A 19,658-nucleotide genomic window follows, 5' to 3' on the forward strand; every position below is an offset into this window, starting at 1 on the left:
CAGGAGCAGTTTGCCGCCATGACTCAAATGCCGCCCCAATGCAACAATCTGCAAGAGCAAGTTGACTCTTTACTGCAACTGCTGCGTCAGGAATCGTCTTTGCGACAACAAGATATCACTGCGGTACAATCTTCTCTGAAAAAAGCAACTTCTCCCCAATTTGAGATTGTGTTTGCGGGTGCTTTCAGTGCGGGAAAATCAATGCTGATCAATGCTTTGCTGGAGCGAGAATTGCTCTACAGTGCTGAAGGACACGCGACAGGTACTGAATGCTACATCGCCTACGCTGAATCGGCCCAAAAAGAGCGCGTTGTTCTCACTTTTTCGAGCGAAGTTGAGATTCGCGCTCAAGTTTATGCTCTGTGCGAACAGTTGAATTTAACTACTGAAATCAATATTAATCAAATAGATGTAGTAAAGATTTTATCTCAGGGATGTTCGATAATTATCGAAAAGGAAGGCGGAGAAAATAAATCGGAGCGGGCTAAACAAGCGAAGGCTTTGACTCTGCTTTTAGAAGGATTTGAAGCGAATCGCGAGCGCATTCAAACTGTCGAAAATGCCACGTATTCGATGGAACAGTTTAATTTTTCTAATCTCAAGGAAGCTGCTAGTTATGCCCGTCGCGGTAGCAACAGTGCTGTACTCAAGCGAGTAGAATATTACTGTTATCATCCGCTGCTGGAAGATGGCAATATTATTATCGATACGCCGGGAATTGATGCGCCAGTGCAGCGGGATGCAGAATTGACTTATGATAAGATTGAAAGCCCCGATACTTCGGCAGTTGTCTGCGTTTTGAAAGCAGCTTCGTCTGGGGAAATGACGACGGAAGAAACCGAGTTGATGGAAAAAACACGGGGAAATCCGGGAATTCGCGATCGGCTATTTTACATTTTCAACCGCATTGACGAAACTTGGTACAACACGCAACTGCGACAGCGCTTAGAAAATCTGATTAATTCCGACTTTCGCGATACTGCGAGAGTTTACAAAACTAGCGGATTGTTGGGATTTTACGGGAGTTTGATTCGAGGGACAACAGGGCGCGATCGCTTTGGTTTAAATACAATCTTTGCCACCAGTAAAGGGCGAGTTTCTGGAGATGATAAATTAGATTCAGAATTGCTCGGTAATAGTGAAGAAACTCCGCAATTTGTTAGTGAATTTAATCGCTACTGTGCGAATTCGGGCAAGCTATCTCCGAGCAGATTTCGCATTTCAGTTAACAGCTACGAAACACCAAATGAAAACTACGTGCGGATTCTTGCAGAGCAAGGACAACCATTAATTACTCAATTAATTCAAGATAGCGGCATCGAAGATTTTCGCAAAGCCATCACGCGCTATCTCACCGAAGAAAAGCGCCCGCAACTATTCAGAAATCTCGCTGACGATTTAGAGGATTTGTGCATTCAACTGCGGAAACAATACCAAACAATTCAGCGAAATTTGGACAGCCAGCCCCGCGAAATTGAAGCAATGAAAGCCCAGGAACTTTTGCGGCTAAATCAAGAATTGCAGCAAGTTGGACAAGAATTTCGGGAACATATCGCCGCCGAAGTTAATGATATGATTATGAACAGATGCGATATTTTCGATATAGACTTTCGGCAACTGCAATCTCGGATGATTCGTCGCTTGGATGAATTGTTAGATGGATTTTCGGTTGAGGCGGCTTACGGACGCACTTTGATGACTCATCCGCGCAATGCTACAGCGCCTTTAATTGCTGTTTTAGTGGAAGCGCTTTATTATTTAGCGAATCAGTTGGAAGATATTTTAGTAGAGGCTACTAAGTCACTGGTTGATAATTATTTCCAGTATTTGAAAGACAGTGTTCGTAAGTCGGAATACTATCGATTGCTTTATCGGTTGTTGGGGAATGACGGGGGAATTGAACAGCAGTTAGAGGAGTTGTCGCAGCGGGTTTCTAATGCTTTGGTGAATGCAGCGGGCGTGGAGTGCGATCGCTACGTGCGAGAAAGTCCCCGTTTTTACGACGAAGGCACATTTTCGATTTATCAATTCCGGGAAACATTGCAGCAAACTTCTCAAGGTTTCGACTGCGAAAATATGGTGGACGCCCAACCGGCAATTCGACAATTATTGCGGCTAGATTTTGAGCCAAAAGTATCTAGAACTATTCGGCAAACTTTCCGCCAAACTGTCAACCAAACGCTGAAAGAGCATTTGTTACCGATGGCGGAAAAGCAAGCTGATGATATTTTGCAGAAATACAGTCAAGCCCGCGATTATTTGGAACAAACTTTAGCACAGGAAGCTGAGGAGAAAATTGCTAATAATCTGCGGCTGCAAGGTGAGAATGAGCAGAAAATCAAAGAGTACGATCGGGCGGTTTCTGGGATTAATGGTTGTTTGCAAGCGATGAAGTTGCACGAGCATTTATTGCCTGTAATTGAAGAAAACAAGAGCGTTGTTGTGGATGGTGAATAATTGTGCTATAATATCCAACAAAGAGCGACTTTTATCCTATGAACATTCGCCAAAAACTTCTCACAATAATCGAGCAACTTCCCGATGAGAAGTTAGCAATACTTCTGAACCTAGCGCTTTTCTTGAAAAGTGGGAAAGAACCTGTTCCACCGATGCTTTTATCCCAAGCTTATCAAGATTGGTTGAGTGCGGAAAATGACATTTATGACGAACTATTTGCCGATGAACTTGCGAAGAGGTGATGTAGTGTTGGCTCAAGTGCCAATGCCTTCTACTCAGCTAACACAGTTTAAACTGCGTCCGGCTGTGATAATTTCGGCAGATAATCTCAACCAAATTCTTGACGATGTGATGGTTGTACCTTGTACTTCTAAGACAACTCGCCCTTTGACGGTGGATCAATATTTGATAACAGGAAATGAAATTGCATTAGCTGGTATTAGAGTGGAGTCTGTAGTTAGATGCGACTCCATTTTTACCCTAAATAAATCAATGATTACTCGCAAACTGGGTTCTCTTTCAACTGAGGCTATAAACCACGTTAATCGCTGTTTACTGGTAGCTTTGGAATTAGAAATAGTAGATTAAATAGGACTTACACGAGGGTGGCAAGAATATGGAAGATAAATTTGATTTGCACAACTGCGGTAATGAGGATGCTTTATCTTTCGGTAACGCAATGCTAAAAGTAGAAAAACTCAAGGAAACAGTAAATCGAGCTTGGCCTGAATATGTGTTAGGAGAGAGACTTAGTGAGACGTTAAGGCAACAGAATCTAAATATTGATATAGGTTTAACTACTAACCAACTACGTACTGCTTATGAGAAATGGTTTGGTGAAGGTATAGATTGTGAAATTCTCAGAGTGGGTGCTCAGGGCTGGAAAAAAGGAAAGATTAAGCTCAAACTCAATGTCACTATAGAGTTTTGCCCAGACGAACCAGAAGTTGAAGAAACACCAGAAAACAACGAGTCAGAAACTACCAAACCCGAATCTCCCCTCGATGATTTGCGCCGCCAACTTCTCAACCAAGAAAACTCAGCCTCCTAATCCATCCAACATCTGCGGTTAAAATACATCATGACTAAAACCCCCAGAATTCGTATTCCCCCAGAAGTCCGAAAATACGTATTTACTCGCAATAAATACCAGTGCCAAAGCTGCGGTCAAACCAAACAAGAAACCCAACTGTCGATCGATCATATCATCCCCCTAGCCCGCGGCGGCAGCAACGACATCAGCAACTTGCAAACCCTCTGTCTCACCTGCAACCAACAGAAAACCGACAAACTAGACCCCCGCTTCCGCCGTCACTTTGACCTGTGATACAGCATTTTTCAGGTAAGTAGGTACTAGCAGAGATAGAGGACACGGCAGTGCCGTTTCCCTACTGCGATCAATTCTCTCTTCTCTTTCTCTGTGTCCTCTGCGCCCTCTGCGGTTAAAAAATCCTACCATCTATAATACCGATAAGGATCGTCCCCATTCTCAAAATCCGTCTTGTAATCCGAGTGATAAAACTCCTGACTCGAACCATTAAACACAACCCCATCCGCCTTAAAACTCGCCCCTAAATTAGCCAAAATCTGAGCATTCGCCCGGGTTTGCCGCCAGCGAGTAAAACGCAGATAAGTCTTAGCATCAGCATTCAAACTATCCGGGTCAATCTGAGAAAAAATCGCCACGCCCTTGCCAACTTGTACCCGACTTAACAAACCGTCAGCACCGATTTCTCCTCCAGACTTAATCAACCAAGTATCATAAAAAGAGCGCGATCGCAAATCCGAACTGCTAAGCCCCTTCACCTGATCCCAACCCGGAACCGCCAGCGAACCCCCGAAACCCTTCGCCTGCTGCAAACCCACGCCCAACGCCGCGACAGGCACTTGACGCGGCAAGAAAAACGCCTTCCCGCCAGCATTCAAATAACCGCGCAAATCTGCATCTTTCAGATTCGCTTCTGTCCCCACAATTGCCAAACCAACATCATTAGAAAGCGAACTAGCGCGCTGATAAATTACCCCCAAACTGTCCAACTTCTTCGCATCCCCATCTCCCCCAATTAAAACAACTTTATCCGGCTTTCCAAGCACCGGAGAAGTCATCCCGTAACTCACAATTTGTTGCACTAACTGCGCCGCCCCACCATCTACAGAATAATGGTCTTCCAAATCCAACTCGTTTAAAATTAGCCGCCCTTTTCCGTAATCCAATTCCATCAGCGGCGAATAAGCTAAATCAAACTCAGATTCTAAAATAGGCCGCCAACTACTGAGGTGCGGCTTCTCAATAGCAGCGCTGCTGACACCGCCTCGATTTCCCCAATGCCAGCCGTACCAAGGCGTACGTGCCGGACTCAATCTTGACGGTTTTTGAATTGTATCTGGGTAAGCTTCCAGCAATGTGCTTTCCCCAGTCCAATCGCGCAAATCAGTTTCATCCAAACTGCTAATTACTGGATGGTTAATATCAATTGGATAGACGCGACGACTAATATGTTCTGCAACCCGCAAACCCTTATTTTGTAGCCATTCTCGGCGCTGGGGAAACACGATTGCTTTGCCGCCATCCCGCACAAAATTCTCTAAATTTCCCGGCATATTTTGCCCGCTAGAAAATGCTTCCCGACCGATAACTAATAATGATGAAACTTGCGAACCGTTCCACGGTATCAGTTCGTGACCTAGCTGTTTTAACATTGCCGATGTTTTGCCAACTGGGTCAAATATTGCGATCGTATCCTTGATTTTGCTGGGAGTACCAAAAACCCGGAAGGCAAAAGTATCGACATGAGTGCGATCGCCTATTTTCGCAGTTAGGCTAATTTCGCCATCGGCCTTACTTGAGATGTCATTTGGTAATTTGATCTCGATCGGGAAAAACAGTGTACCTGCCGTGTCAATAGTTCCCTGCTTTTCGCCCTTTCCAACCTCTTTCCCCCCAGCCAAAATTCGCCAAGTAAAAGCAAAATTTTGTTTCGCCCTAGTATCGTTAATTAAGACTACCTGCTTCGCCAGTTTTCCGCCAGCCCAAAAACTGTGGTCTTTCGCAGTAAAAGCTGGATTAGAACCAGCAATCCAAGCCAAAGTCGGGCCGTTATTTTTGATAATTGCCTCGCCGCCAGGACGAATAGTGTAGGCTTCTGGCTGCAAATAATAAAGCATCTTCTTGGAGACTTGCTTCAAATAAACGCCTCGTCTTCCCGGTTTAAATTCTCCAATATCCACCTTAGTTTTGCCAGCATCCGAAACTTGCCAACCATGTCCTTCACTCCAAGGAATCATCCCTCCAGACATTCCAAAAGTCCGCCAACTCCGCCAAGTATTCGTACTGAATAACTGCTGCAACTTTTGAAAAGCTGGTGCAAAATCTAACTCTTGATTAAGATGCCAACTTTTATATTCTTGACCTTTGACAAATTGCTCACGAATTTTATTTTTATATGCCGTAGTTTCTAGTTCATAAGCTTGTTTTCCCAAATAAATTGCTGCAAACTCGGTCATCAAAGGTTCGCTAACAATCACCTTATTAAATCCCGCTCGATTTCGCATCATCGTGGCGTGTAGTGGTGTCCCAAATTCCACTACCATGTATGGCATTTCTCCCGTTTTACTCCACTCAGAAATCCATTCTTCTCTTTCTTGCAATGGAATTATATTCAAGTAAGAATTCAGCGCATAAACATCGCCAAAATTTGCGCCCTGGTGTACCATCACAGGTCTGGTTGGATCGACGGATTTCATACTTGCAAAAGATTCATTTGCCAAGGTTGTAATGTCGCGCAAACGATTCTTATCAAGAGTTCCTGCTACTTCTTTTTTTCCGATGCGACGGGGATTTTGGTCATCAGTATTTCCAAAAAAGTTAGGACTTGTAGCCCACATTAATATTGATGGATGATTGCGATAGCGACGCATTTCTGTCGTCATTCGCGATTTCCAGCGGTCTCTAATTTGGCGGTTATTCCACTTGCCATTTGAAGCGAGTAAACTAATGTCTAAAGCTGGTACCATAACTGGAAAGCCTTTGAGGTCTGCTCTTTCAGAAAACAGTTCTCGGAAGTGCCATTTCCCTCGTTCATCGTGATTCCAAGGCCAGGTTTCTACTATGTTGAAACCTGCTTTCACGTAACTGTCAATTAATTTATCGGAAACTTCTACTGTGCCACCTTCCCAATTTTCGGAATGCAAGATGGGACGCAGGCGAATTTCCGTGCCGTTCAAGAAAAACTTGCGTCCTTCTATCCAAAATTCTCGGAAGCCGAAGGGTTGATCGTATTGTGTATTAATCCCGCTTCCTTTTACTTCTAATTTCAGGGTGTAAAGGTTTGGTTGACCGACATCCCAAAGGCGGGGATTTGGCCAATTCCACTGAACTTGTACGGTTTGAATGGGTTTAGCTTGAACCTTGGCATTTGCGGTGAATTTTTGTTGTACTTTGCCTTTTTCGTCGAGCATTTGCGCGATTAATTCAACTTGACCGTTTTGGGCAACGTCTTTGAGTTCAACATCTAATTTAACTTGCTTTTTTCTGGTGGAAGTTTGGACGAATACGTCGCTAATCAGCGGGCCGGGGGGAAGGCTCAGAAGCCGTACCTCACCGATAATTCCCCGCGATTGCAAGTTGGCTTTTTCTGTGTAGATTTCTGTGGGGCCCATGATGACGGCTTTTTCCTTTTCATCGGATACTGCCACAACTAAAATAGATAGGGTGTTTTGACCTGGTTTTGCTAATTTAGTAATTTCAATCGTGCCGTAGGGCCATTCGATTTGACCGCTGTTAATGCCGTTGATAAAGATGACTGCATCGGTGCTGACTCTGGCTAAGTCGAGAAAAATTCGGCGGTTTGTCCAGTCGCCGGGAATGTCTATATTTCTCTGATACCAAGCTTTTGATAGTTGTTTACTGTTGAAGTTTTCCCAATCTTTGCCGCTGCCGCGAGTGATGATTCCGGGTACGGATTGGTTGTTTTCTTTTTGCCAGTCTCCAGGCACCCAGATGGAGCCCCAACTTGGGGAGACGGGGGGGTTTTGGGGGTTGCCAACTGCGGGGACAAATTGCCAAGTTCCGTTGAGATAGATTTGGGATCGTTTGTTGTCGATCGCCCCGACGGCCACAGTGGTAAGATTGGGGAAGCCGATCGATATCGCTGAGTTGCTGACTAAGTTGGGATTTTGAAGCGCGTAACCGACGAATCCAAAGAGGATGGCGGCTGCGAAAAATAATCCGATAATTTTGGCCAGCTTGTGATTCACTCGCTTATTGCTCCCAAAAATTAAATAATCTAATCTGTCCCTTGATCTATGATAGCAGTTGATTCAGTAGTAATCCCACAGCCAATCTGTCTCTGGGAAGATGGCACAGGGCCGACAAATGTGGTTTTGTAGAGAAAAAATAAATACTTAGTTTTAAGTTAATTTTCACACGGTTGTTTCATCGACATAAGCAATAGTGCGATCGCGCCATCGCTACAGGTCAACAAAAATGAGTCGCTTTCAGGTCTTGCCCTTACCCATTAAATCTTACAAAATTGCTACATTTAGTGCCGGCACGGCTTTACTGCTGACAACTCTGTTACTGTTTTCCTTCCAGGCAGCTCCTGCAACCTTACTTTTGGCCGCTGCAATGGTTAGCGCTTGGTATGCTGGCTTAAAGTCCGCAGAACAAGAACTAGAAATAGAACGTAAGATTATTTCCAAAGTAATTGACACGACGGCTTGCTTGATTGTAGTTATCGACAGCCAAGGACGGATTGTCCGGTTTAACCAAGCTTGCGAAAAAACTACAGGCTACTCGACAGCAGAAGTCATCAATAAATCTGTTTGGGATGTGTTCTTAATCCCCGAAGAAATAGAGCCAGTGAAAACAGTTTTTACCCAGCTCAAAGTCGAAACTTTTTACAGCGAATATCAAAACTATTGGCGCACTAAGAACGGGGATAAGCGCTTAATTTGTTGGTCTAATACTGTGACCCTAGATGGCAATGGCTTGGTGGAATATGTGATAGCAACTGGCATCGATATTACTGAGCGCAAAGAAGCAGAAATAGCCCTTGCTTTATCTTACGCTCAGCTAGAAAACCGCGTCAAACAGCGCACAGCAGAACTGACAGTAGCTAAAGAAGCTCTGCAAGCTCAAGAAGAACGATTTCGCTGTTTGAGTTCCTGTTCGCCTGTCGGCATTTTTATGGCAGATTTTGAGGGGCGCTACACCTATGCAAACCCTCGCTGTCAGGCTATTTGCGGCTTAAGTTTGACAGAACTTTTAGGAGACGGCTGGGAGAATTGCATTCACCCGGAAGACTGCGATCGCGTATTGAGCAGATGGCTGGATTATACTCGGCAAGGTGGGGAATATGCGATCGAGTATCGCCTGCAAACAGCAGAGGGGATTGTCCGCTGGATTAACGTTTGTTCCTCGCCGATGTTCTCCGACTCCGGCGAACTCATCGGATACGTGGGCACGGTGAGAGATGTCACGGAAAGACAACAAGCGCAAGCAGCTTTGGCTAGCAGCGAACAGCAACTGAGAACGCTGCTAGAAAATACGCCAGATATCATTATCCGCACGGACAAAGAACTGCGTTATATGTATGTCAATCAAGCAGTTGAAAGAAGCCAAGGAAAACCAATTTCATTCTTCCTGGGTAAAACCAGTCAAGAAATAGGAATGCCGCCGGAACTGTGCCAGATGTGGGATGAAACCGTGCACAAAGTGTTAGAAACGGGTCAAGAAGAAATCATCGAATTTCAGGCATTGTCAACCAGCGGCCTCCGAAGTTATCAGTCCCGCATAGTTCCCGAATTTGACAAAGCAGGCGTCGCAGAATCAGCCTTAATTGTCGCCCGCGATATCACAGAAATAAAACTTGCGGAAACTCAAAGATTGCAGTTAACAATCGAGCAAACAGCAAGGGAAAAAGCGGAAATAGAACAGCAGCGCTCGGCATTTTTAGCTGAAGTCAGCAAAATGTTGGCTGCTGCGTTTGACGGGGAAACGGTGTTGCAAAAGGTAGCAGAATTAGCAATAAATTCGATCGCGGACGGGTGCTGCATTCATTTGACCGAAACCGACTCAAAAGTGCGTCTAGTCGCTGCAGCTCACGCAGAACCCTCTATGGTTGAGACTATTAATAACTTCAGCATCCGAAGTTTGAGCGCCGACAATGCTGTTAACGGCTATCCGCTGGTAATTCGCAGCGGAAAATCCGAACTAATTGCCGAAGTGGATGAGGAGATTTTAGCAGCAGGAGCGGAAAATGCAGCAGAAATCGAAATATTGCGTGAAGCGAAGCTATCCCGTAAAGAATCGCTCAATCTCGGCTCTCACGCTTGCGTACCGCTGAAGGCGCGCGGGCGGGTAATGGGTTCCATCACTTGCTTTACCTCGAAGTTGGGCCGCCGCTACAGTGCAGAAGACATGGCAATGCTAGAAGATTTAGCATATCGCGTGGCGATCGCCCTAGACAACGCCAGACTTTACACAGAAGCGCAGGAAGCACTATCTCAAACATCGCAATCCTTCGCCTTAATTGACTCGCTATTAGAAGCATCTCCCCTAGCGATTTGCTTTCTGGATCGCGAAATGCGCTTCATCCGCATCAATCACGTCTTAGCAGAACTCAACGGTTTGTCAGCCGAACAGCATCTCGGTAAAGATTTCCGGGAATTGTTGCCAGAATCCGCCGCCAAGTTCACACCGATAATTCAGCAAGTTTTAGAAACCGGTCAGCCTGTTTTAAACGTAGAAATTAGCGGCGAAACTCATGGGAAACCGGGAGATTTAGGCTACTGGCTCGCCAACTACTACCCAGTCAAAAATGAAAAAGGAGAAATAATCGGAGCAGGTCTAATTATCACAGATATTACCGCAGCAAAACAAACAGAATTAGCTTTGCGGGAAAGCGAAATGCGCTGCCGCAGCGTGGTAGAATCTAACATGATCGGCATCGGTTTCTGGGATGTCAGCGGCGAAGTTACGGACGCTAACGACGCCTTGCTGGAAATGATCGGATATACGAGGGAAGACTTAGTTTCGGGACATATCCGCTGGCTCGAACTCACGGCGCCGGAATATCTAGAACTCGATCGCATCGCCATCGCGCAAGTCGAAGCAGAAGGAAGTTGCGCGCCTTTTGAAAAAGAATACCTCCGCAAAGACGGCACGCGCTTCCCAGTTTTAGTCGGCGGTGGAAACTTGCAAGGATACACCGACAGAGGCTCGTTCTTCGTGCTCGATATCACCGATCGCAAACAAGCCCAAAACCAGCTCCGAGAAAACGAAATTCGCATTCGCCGCCAACTAGCAGAACTCGACTTAGTTTACAACACCACACCGGTCGGGCTGTGCTTTGTCGATACCAATTTGCGCTACATCCGGATGAACGAATGCCTCGCTGCGATCAACGGCCGCACGATCGCAGATCACCTCGGGCGCACCATCAGAGAAGCGATACCGGAAATCGCCGATATGGTAGAGCCGATTTACCTGCAAGTGCTGGCGACGAAAAACCCCGTGCTCGACTTGGAAATGAAGGCCGCAACCCTGCAGCAGCCGGGAGTTGTGCGGGATTGGCAAGTCAGCTTTTACCCGGTCAGCGATGAATCGGGAACGCTGTTGGGAGTCAGCAGCGTGGTTGCCGAAATTACCGATCGCAAGCAAGCAAAACGGGTAATCCAGCAAAGCGAAGCTTTATTCCGGCGGCTGTTAGAGTCCAATATTTTCGGAGTCGCGATCGGCGATTTTACCGGCCGCATCGCCTACGCCAACGACTCCCTGCTCAACATGGTCGGCTACACCCGCTCAGACGTGCTCTCGGGTCAAATGCGGTGGGACAGGATGACCCCCCCCGAATACCTGCACCTCGACGCCAGGGCGACGCAAGAACTGCGGGCGTCGGGAGTCGCAACTCCTTTCAAGAAAGAGTACATCCGCAAAGATGGCAGCCGCGTGCCGATGCTGATGGGCGGGACGACTTTGTGCCCGGACGATCGCGAACCAGAGACGATCGTCGCATTCTACATCGACTTAACCGAGATATCGCGGGTGGAAGCAGAACTCAAAAACAATCAAGAACGGCTGCAAATCGCTCAGCAAGCAGGCAAAATCGGAACTTTTGAATTGAACATCCAAACCGGCGAGGTCGCCTGTACGCCGGAGTTAGAGGCTTTGTACGGGCTGCCGGGCGGCAGTTTAGACAGCTATCAAAGTTGGCTGGAAATGGTGCATCCAGACGATCGCACTGTTACCGAACAGCAGGTGCAAGCTGCGGGGGCTTCCGGGGAGGAATTAAACATAGAGTTTCGCATTTGCCGCCCGGACAAAAGCGTGGGCTGGATTGCTTGCAGGGCTAAGGTGTTTCAGGACGAGATCGGTTTGCCTCTGCAGATGATCGGGGTGAACGTCGATATCACCGATCGCAAAGAAGCAGAAGCAGCGCGATCGCACATCCATCAAACTTTAGAAGCCTTGATTCAGGCCTGTCCCCTAGCAATTACCGTTTTGGACTGCGACGACGGGACTGTGAAAATGTGGAACCCAGCATCCGAGAGGATTTTTGGCTGGCATGAATCAGAAGCCGTAGGTCAATTTGTGCCCAGCGTTCCCGCAGACAAGCGGGAGGAATTCACGGCTAATTTGAAAGGAATTCGCCAAGGAAAGGCGATCGCCGGCATGGAAACCCAGCGCCAAAGGAAAGACGGCAGGTTGATCGACATCAGTTTGTGGGCAACTCCAGTCCGCGACAGCAACGGCAATATCAACTGTATGTCGATCATTGCCGACATCAGCGATCGCAAGCAAATCGAGACCCAACGCGCTCAGTTGCTTGATCGCGAACAGACCGCGCGGGCGGAAGCAGAAGCTATCAGCCGCCGGAAAGACGAGTTTCTAGACTCTCTTTCCCACGAATTGCGAACGCCTATAAATGTGATTCAGGGGTGGGCACAGATCCTGCGCGCCCACCCCTACAACCAAGATAAATTAGCTTGCGGTTTGGAAGCCATCGAGCGTCAGTCGAAGGTGCAGATCCAGCTAGTGGAAGATTTGCTCGACGTTTCCCGGATTATTCAAGGCAAGCTGGCTTTGAAACCCGGCTGGTTCTACATGGTAAAGACGATCGAGGCGGCTCATAATTCAGTTCGTTTGACAGCCGAGGCCAAGTCTGTCACCGTTTCGTTAGAACTTCACCCTGCAGTCGGCTTGATGTGGGGCGACGCCCAGAGGTTGCAGCAGGTAGTGTGGAATTTGCTGAGTAACGCCGTCAAGTTTACGCCTTCGGGGGGAAATGTGGAACTGTGCTTGTCTGCGGTGGCTGTTAGCGGTTCCTCATCACCCAATTACGTGCAAATTACTGTCAGCGATACTGGAAAGGGCATTCCTGCTGATTTTCTGCCCTACGTGTTCGATCGCTTCCGACAAGCAGACGCCTCGAAAACTAAGGCTGAGGGCGGTTTGGGACTGGGATTGGCGATCGTCGAGCACTTGGTGCAACTCCACGGGGGCACTGTGACTGCGGAAAGTCCCGGTAAAGACCAGGGTGCGACATTTACGGTGACACTGCCATTCAAACAGCCTCGTAGTAAGCAGCGGCAGTTGAGAGGATAAAGGAAATCCGATCCAATGCCTCCGGGTATTTTGACTGGTTTAAAGGTGTTGGTAGTTGACGACGAACCCGACAACCGCCAGTTTTTGATGCTGGCGCTGCAACAGTGCGGGGCGACTGCGACGGCGGCTGCTTCGGCTGCGGAGGCGATCGACATTTTGCAGCAGTCGCCGCCGGATATTTTAGTCAGCGATATCGGTATGCCCGTTGAGGACGGCTACTGGCTGATCCGCAAAGTGCGATCGTCCGAATCCGACAAAATTAAGCGCTTGCCGGCTGTGGCGCTGACAGCTTATGCTAGCGAACAAGACCGAGAACGGGCGATCGCCACTGGTTACAACGAACACTTAACAAAGCCGATCGATCCCGCTCTCTTCGCCGCCGTTTTAGCCAAGTTAACAAATTTGCATTAGGGCGATCGGGTTCGATGAACGCACAAATAAGATCATTGCCGTTTGATTCGGATTTGTATGATTTTAAATCTTGTAGGGAACGGGTTCACCAATAATAATTGCCCATAATCTACAATCTCATAAACCCGCCCCCGCTGGCTTTTAATTAACAACATGATGACCGATACACACAAAGTAATTAGAAAATTTATCGCAGTTTTTCCCAGTAAAAATAAATCAAATTCCCAACAGCTAGAAACCCAACTGACAGAAGCAAATTTTCGCATCCGCGTCCAATCTTCGCGAGTAGTTGGCTATATTGCAATACGGTTCACTTAACACTATTTATGCCCCGGAGATCCCCTAAATCCCCCGAAAGCAAGGGGGACTTTGAGAGCTTTCTTGTCCCCCCCCTTTTTAAGGGGGGTTAGGGGGGATCTGTCTTAAGTGAACCGTAGTTGGCTATATTGAACCGGGCGGAAAATTTCACAGTTTTTAGGGCGCGCCAATTGCCGGGAAAGGCACGCTAAAGCAGTTAAAATAGGATGATCAGCGCAATTGATTTACACCCATGCCCATTTATCACTTCAACCGCCTAACCGCCAAATTTTTCAGCAAGCTGCCGCTGCGAACGGTTCTGATTGTTCCGTTTGTTTTGCAAACGGTAAGTGTAGTTGGGCTAGTGGGCTATCTTTCTTTCAAAAGTGGTCAGGAATCAGTCGAGGATCTAGCGCATCAGCTAATCGAACAAGTAGGAGAACGAATTAGCGATCGCCTCACGGATTATTCTGGGCTATCCTCAATTAACACTTTTTTGACCAGGCTGCAATTCTCGGCTTCAGGACAAACTTTTATTATGGATCGATCGGGCAATCTGGTTGCCACATCCACACTAGAAACACCCTTGGTGACGCCAACAAAAAAGCCACCGACGCCATTGCTAGCCACCAACAGCAAGGATGCCCGAACGCGAGATATTGCTCGACAACTCGCCAACCGATTTGGCAACTTCCGCACGTTGCAAACAACCGAGAAATTTACCCTGGCGAGCAAGGGCGATAGGCAGTTTGTCCGCGTCACTCCCTATCGAGATATCCGTGGCTTGGATTGGTTGATTGTGGTGGTGGTGCCAGAGTCTGATTTCATGGCTCCGATTCAAGCAAATACGCGCAATACATTATGGTTGTGTGCCAGTACGATGGCGATCGCGAGTGCGATCGGATTGTTGACTTCCCGTTGGGTAACAAAGCCAATTATGCGCTTGAATACCGCCGCCAAAAATGTTGCAAAAGGACAATGGGATCAACCTTTAGAAATTACACGCTTGAATGAAGTCGGAGATCTCGCCAATTCCTTTAATTTTATGACAGCGCAACTGCAACAGGCTTTTGCAGACCAAAAATCTTTAAATGAAGCTTTAGCGCAAAGAGAGAGCCAACTCAAGCACTTTCTCGAAACCATACCTGCGGGAGTATCTATCCACGATGCCTCGGGTAAAGTCGTGTACTTCAACCACACTGCCCAGCATTGGCTCGGCGTAGAAACTATTCCCGATGCGACTTTAGAAGAAGCAGTAGAAGTTTATCAAATCTACCGCCAAAACCAGCTTTATCCCACTGAAGAACTGCCCGCATTCCGAGCACTGCGCGGTGAAACGGTATTCCTTGAAGATGTAGAACTTTATCGAGATGGGCAATTTATTCCTTTTGAGGTGCGCGCCACACCAATTTTTGACGAAGGCGGAAACATTATTTATGCCATCAATGCTTTTTATAACATCGCACAGCGCAAACAATCAGAAAAAATATTAACTGACTACAATCACACTTTAGCAGCCGAAGTGGCCGAACGTAGCGGCGCCTTAGCTCGTGCTAACGAACTATTACAATATGAAATTGCCGATCGCCAATTGCTCGAACAAAAACTTTACACTTCTACTGAGCAATTTGTGAAAATATTTGAGTCGATTACAGATATTGTATTGATTTTTGATCTTCAAGAAGAAACCATCCAAATTATACCCACTAAGGGAATTTTTCAATACAACTATCAGACGAATCAGATCGACTCCATCATCGAACAATTTTTTCATGAGGCCAGGAAGGAGATTTATTTTGCTCAAGTTCGACAGGCATTGGAAACCCAACAAACTATAAGTTTTGATTACAGTCTGCCGATTAATAACCAAGAAGTTTGGTTTGCTGCTAAAATTTCGCCGCTTTCCGATAGCTCCGCTGTTTGGGTAGCGCGCGACATTAGCGATCGCCAGTTGGCGGAATCCCGACTGCTGGAAGCCCAAAAAATTGCTCGTATTGGCAGTTGGGAACACGATATCGCCACAGCAACAACCACTTGGAGTGAAGAACTCTATCGCATTTATGAGCTCGATCCGACTCAAAAACCGCTGCCCAGTGAACAATTAATCGAGCGTTTTCATCCAGAAGATCGATCGCGCTATCTGGCAATGGTGCGCGATCAAGCGATGAAGGGACAAAGCTTTGAAATCGATCTGCGGCTGATCCGAAGAGATGGCTCGCTCAGTTACATTGAAGTCCGAGGGAAACCTGTTTATGATGAAAAAGGGCAGTTGATCCGTTTGTTCGGCACTGTCTTAGATATTAGCGAGCGCAAACAAGCCGAGTCCGCTTTGCGAGAAAGCGCACAGAGAGAACAAGCCATCGCCCGATCGATCGATCGCATCCGTCAGTCCTTAGATATTGATACAATATTCAAAACCACAACCTCTGAACTGCGACAAACCCTAAAGTGCGATCGTGTCGGCATCTATCGTTTTAATCCTGATTGGAGCGGGGAATTTGTTGCCGAATCAATGGCTCCGGGCTGGATATCTTTGATGCAAAAACCCGACGATCTTAATTTGCCAAAAACTTTCGTAGAAGACTCTCGCTGTACCGTGAAAACTATGCAAGCCGGCGGTACACCAGTGCTGGATACCTATCTACAAAGAAATCAAGGTGGTATGTATGCTAGAGGCGTTCCTTACCGCATAATTGAAGACATATACAGCGCTGGCTTGAGTCCTTGTTACCTAGAACTTTTAAAACAATTTCAAGCTAGAGCCTACGTTATTTTTCCCATATTTTGCGGCAGTCAACTTTGGGGTTTGCTCGCCAGCTATCAAAATTCTGCACCCCGCACTTGGCGCGAAGCAGAAATCAATATTGGGCTGCAAATTAGCACTCAATTGGGAGTCGCCTTACAACAAGCTCAATTGCTCGAAGCCACTCAACAGCAAGCAGTACAGCTCCAACAAGCCGCCTGGGCCGCAGAAGCCGCCAACCTTGCCAAAAGCACTTTCCTGGCAAATATGAGCCACGAACTTCGCACCCCGCTAAACGCAATTCTGGGATTCTCCCAATTGATGCAGCGCTCTACCAACCTCACTCGCGAACAACAGGAAAATATCCGCATTATCAACCGCAGCGGAGAACACTTGCTCGCTCTGATCAATCAAATATTAGATTTAGCCAAAATAGAGGCGGGACGCATTACAATCAACCCAACAGACTTTCAATTAAGCAGCCTGTTAAACGATCTGGAAGAGATGTTTCAACTCCAGGCAATGGAGCAACAATTGCAGTTAATATTTGACTGCTCTAGCGAAGTTCCCGAATACGTGCAAACCGATCAACTTAAGTTGCGCCAAGTCTTAATCAATCTCCTCTCTAACGCCATTAAATTTACGAAACAAGGAGTAATTAGGTTAACAGTAAGTGCATTTATAGACCGTGAAAATCAGCAAGTACCAATCAGTAATTACCAATTACATTTTGAAATAGAAGACACGGGTTCCGGCATTGCTGCTGATGAGTTAGATAAACTTTTTCAAGCCTTTGTGCAAACCAAAACAGGAACCAAATCTCAGCAAGGAACAGGCTTGGGGCTGGCTATCAGCCAACAGTTTGTCAAGCTGATGGGCGGCGTGATTACTGTACGCAGTGAAGTTGGACGCGGCACCACCTTCGCGTTTGATATCCCCATCAGCGCCGTTGATGCCCCGGCGACTCAACCCGTACAGCCACCGCGTCGGGTGATAGCGCTGGAACGCAACCAGCCACGCTATCGTATTTTGATTGTGGACGATCAATCGGACAACCGCCAACTGCTGATCAAACTCCTCGCTGGCTTTAACTTTGAACTCGAAGAAGCCAGCAATGGCATGGAAGCTATTGAAATGTGGTCGAGTTTTGAGCCACACTTAATTTTTATGGATATGTGGATGCCCGTGATGGATGGACATGAAGCGACCAAACGCATTAAAGCCACCGTTAAAGGTCAAGCTACGGCAATAATTGCCGTGAGTGCCGGTAACGCCGAGGAAGCGCCAACCGTTACTGTATCAGATAATTGCGATGACTTTATCCACAAACCCTTTCGAGATACAGAAATTTTTGCCACCCTGCACAAACATCTGGGAGTGCGTTACATTTACGATGAACCGGAGAGTATTCCCGAGTCAAGTCAAATCGAGGCTCCGACTCCAGAGACTCTTGCAGCTTTACCCGCAGATTGGCTGGCAGCTTTAGAGAAAGCCACAATTGAGTGCGATTTAGAGTTAATTCTGATTCAAATTGAACTAATTCGCGATCGCAATGACGCTTTAGCTAGTGCTCTAGCCGCATTGGCTAACGAGTTTCAGTTCAATCAAATACTAGCTCTCATCCATCCCGAACCAAAATAATAAGGATATGAGATAGGTTTGTAGTGAGTACGATCGTCCGATGGGGTGTTATGAGGGCGATCGTACTCACTACAAACCTATAAAGGTTATTTTACCGAAATAAATATGAATTCCGAACCAACTCCCGCCTTAAAAGGGAATATTTTAATTGTTGATGATATTCCGGCTAATTTGCAACTTTTAGCTCAAATACTCTCGCAGCAAGGGTACAAAACACGCACCGCACCCGACGGAAAACTAGCGCTGCGGTCGATAGAGTTAACTCCTCCTGACTTGATTTTGCTGGACATCATGATGCCCGGTATGGACGGCTACAAAGTCTGCCAAGCATTGAAAGCTTCTCCCACAACCAAGGACATTCCCGTTATTTTTATCAGTGCTTTGAATGAAGTATTAGATAAAGTCAAAGCCTTTGAAGTTGGTGGTATAGATTATATCACAAAACCGTTTCATGAACAAGAAGTTCTCGCCCGCGTCTCAAATCAACTCGTCCAGCGCCAGTTGTTCCAACAAACACAATCCTATGCCAAGGAACTCGAACAAACCGTAACTGAACTAAAGAAAACTCAAGCTCAGTTAATACAGAAGGAAAAAATGGCTTCTTTAGGTCAGCTAGCGGCAGGAATTGCTCACGAAATCAACAATCCCGTCAGCTTTATCTACGGCAATATTGCTCTAGCGGCGGAGTATGCACGAGATTTGCTTCGCCTCGTTGAATTATACCGACATTACTACCCCCACCCCGTTGCAGAAATTATCGGCGAATTGGACGAGATTCAACCCGAATTCATCGCAGAGGATTATCCAAAACTGCTAAATTCGATGACAGAGGGTGCTTCTCGGATTAGCGAAATTGTGATGTCTTTGCGAAAATTCTCCCACCTTGGCGAACAAAAGTACAAGCCAGTGGATATTCATGAAGGCATTGACAATACTTTAGTTATTTTGCAACATCGGCTAAAGGGAGCAAACAAAGCTGGTGAGATAGAGGTCATTAAAAACTACAGCCAACTGCCAAGAGTCACCTGTTACGCCAGTGAGTTAAATCAGGTGTTCATGAACCTGCTAAGTAATGCTATTGATGCCCTGGAAACTCAACCTTCTCCCCGAAAAATTACCATCAGCACTTCAGTAGGTTTTGAGTCAGAAGCTGCGCTGCACAATCACGATTCAAAATTAGTCACTCGAAACAATCAATCCGTTGTGATTCACATTGCCGATAACGGTTGCGGGATGAGTGAGGACGTGCGCCACCAGATATTTGACCCATTTTTTACTACGAAGCCTGTAGGCCGCGGTACTGGATTAGGGTTGGCAATCAGTCACGATATTGTAGTGGAAAAACATCGAGGTCAAATCAGTTGTATTTCTGCTCCGGGTCGAGGGACAGAGTTAATTTTTCAGATTCCGATATCTGTTAAAGCATTTGACAGTTGACAGTTGACAGTTGACAGTTGACAGTTGACAGTTGACAGTTGACAGTTGACAGTTGACAGTTGACAG

Annotated in this window: 10 protein-coding genes; 9 read left to right on the forward strand and 1 reads right to left on the reverse strand. The window is 46.6% G+C overall.

The window, feature by feature from the left end:
- The first annotated feature begins 18 nt into the window (after positions 1-18).
- The 5 genes from QUA58_RS07245 to QUA58_RS07265 are packed head-to-tail and all read left to right on the forward strand — an operon-like array spanning position 19 to position 3,784.
- Positions 19-2,457: a dynamin family protein gene (locus QUA58_RS07245; RefSeq protein ID WP_333393479.1), complete on the forward strand. Its 2,439-nt coding sequence runs from the start codon at positions 19-21 to the stop codon at positions 2,455-2,457.
- Positions 2,458-2,495: 38 nt separating this feature from the next.
- On the forward strand, positions 2,496-2,699 hold the full coding sequence (locus QUA58_RS07250; protein WP_333393480.1) for a hypothetical protein: 204 nt from the start codon (positions 2,496-2,498) through the stop codon (positions 2,697-2,699).
- On the forward strand, positions 2,662-3,045 hold the full coding sequence (locus QUA58_RS07255) for a type II toxin-antitoxin system PemK/MazF family toxin (RefSeq protein ID WP_333393481.1): 384 nt from the start codon (positions 2,662-2,664) through the stop codon (positions 3,043-3,045). The genes QUA58_RS07250 and QUA58_RS07255 overlap by 38 nt, the downstream gene beginning before the upstream one ends.
- A gap of 28 nt (positions 3,046-3,073) precedes the next feature.
- A complete protein-coding gene (locus QUA58_RS07260; RefSeq protein WP_333393482.1) occupies positions 3,074-3,508 on the forward strand; it encodes a KGK domain-containing protein in 435 nt (144 codons plus the stop codon).
- A 30-nt stretch (positions 3,509-3,538) separates the two neighbouring features.
- Entirely contained in the window at positions 3,539-3,784 is a 246-nt protein-coding gene (locus tag QUA58_RS07265) for an HNH endonuclease (RefSeq protein WP_333393483.1), read from the forward strand.
- A gap of 125 nt (positions 3,785-3,909) precedes the next feature.
- Here the strand turns inward: QUA58_RS07265 and QUA58_RS07270 are convergent, their stop codons facing one another.
- Positions 3,910-7,713: a sugar-binding domain-containing protein gene (locus tag QUA58_RS07270; protein ID WP_333393484.1), complete on the reverse strand. Its 3,804-nt coding sequence runs from the start codon at positions 7,711-7,713 to the stop codon at positions 3,910-3,912.
- A 229-nt stretch (positions 7,714-7,942) separates the two neighbouring features.
- On the opposite strand from QUA58_RS07270, the gene QUA58_RS07275 reads away from it, so the two are divergent.
- The 4 genes from QUA58_RS07275 to QUA58_RS07290 all read left to right on the forward strand — a co-directional run bounded on the left by QUA58_RS07275 (position 7,943) and on the right by QUA58_RS07290 (position 19,592).
- Positions 7,943-13,063: a PAS domain S-box protein gene (locus QUA58_RS07275; protein WP_333393486.1), complete on the forward strand. Its 5,121-nt coding sequence runs from the start codon at positions 7,943-7,945 to the stop codon at positions 13,061-13,063.
- Positions 13,064-13,078: 15 nt separating this feature from the next.
- The gene (locus QUA58_RS07280; RefSeq protein ID WP_333393487.1) at positions 13,079-13,474 is read left to right on the forward strand and encodes a response regulator; all 396 of its coding nucleotides are present in this window, start codon (positions 13,079-13,081) and stop codon (positions 13,472-13,474) included.
- A 550-nt stretch (positions 13,475-14,024) separates the two neighbouring features.
- Entirely contained in the window at positions 14,025-18,155 is a 4,131-nt protein-coding gene (locus tag QUA58_RS07285; RefSeq protein ID WP_333393489.1) for an ATP-binding protein, read from the forward strand.
- Between the two features lie 105 nt (positions 18,156-18,260).
- On the forward strand, positions 18,261-19,592 hold the full coding sequence (locus QUA58_RS07290; protein ID WP_333393491.1) for a response regulator: 1,332 nt from the start codon (positions 18,261-18,263) through the stop codon (positions 19,590-19,592).
- Positions 19,593-19,658: the final 66 nt, after the last annotated feature.

This window comes from Microcoleus sp. N9_A1, from assembly GCF_036701795.1.
Classification (GTDB): domain Bacteria; phylum Cyanobacteriota; class Cyanobacteriia; order Cyanobacteriales; family Microcoleaceae; genus Microcoleus.